The sequence below is a fragment of the Psychrobacter sp. 1Y4 genome, assembly GCF_051847555.1.
Genome location: NZ_JBPYDE010000878.1, coordinates 1 through 583, shown reverse-complemented (window position 1 = coordinate 583; position 583 = coordinate 1). Strand labels below are relative to the sequence as shown.

1 protein-coding gene is annotated in these 583 nt (G+C 46.3%); it reads right to left on the bottom strand.

Features of this window, described 5'->3' with window-relative positions; genetic code table 11:
- Positions 1–583, bottom strand: a 583-nt coding sequence (locus tag ACS8FC_RS19365; protein ID WP_439297986.1) for an NADH-quinone oxidoreductase subunit N, incomplete at both ends; no start/stop codon positions are given.

Below are 583 nucleotides of genomic sequence, written 5' to 3'. Positions count from 1 at the left end.
ACCGGACGACGCCAGAACAATCCTTGATAATGTGTCAGCTCATCAGCCTCACCAGATAGGCGATATGGACTCGACATCAATGTCACCACACCAAAAGCACCGATAGACGTAAAGGCATACACCGCCATATACATACTAGAGATGCTATCAGCAGCAGCGCCAATACTGACGATAACGATCATCACATAACCCATATGGGCAATGGATGAATAACCCAATAGACGTTTGAGGCTGGTCTGACGCACAGCCAACAAATTACCTACCAAGATAGACAAGGTTGCCATCACCATCAATAACATCTGCACCGATGGCAATGCCAATAAAGAGGTATCGATTAAGAATCGAACCGCCAGCGCCATCATGGCAACTTTTGATACCGATGCCAAAAAGGTCGCAATAGGAACAGGCGCGCCTTCATAAACATCTGGCGTCCACATATGAAAGGGAGCAGCCGAGAGCTTAAAGGCAATACCAAACATCATCATCGCCGCACCCAATATCAGTAGTGGCGATTCAAACAAATTGCCTAGCACCATACTGATTGGCTTAAATGCTAGTGAGCCTACTTCTGCATAAATAAAGG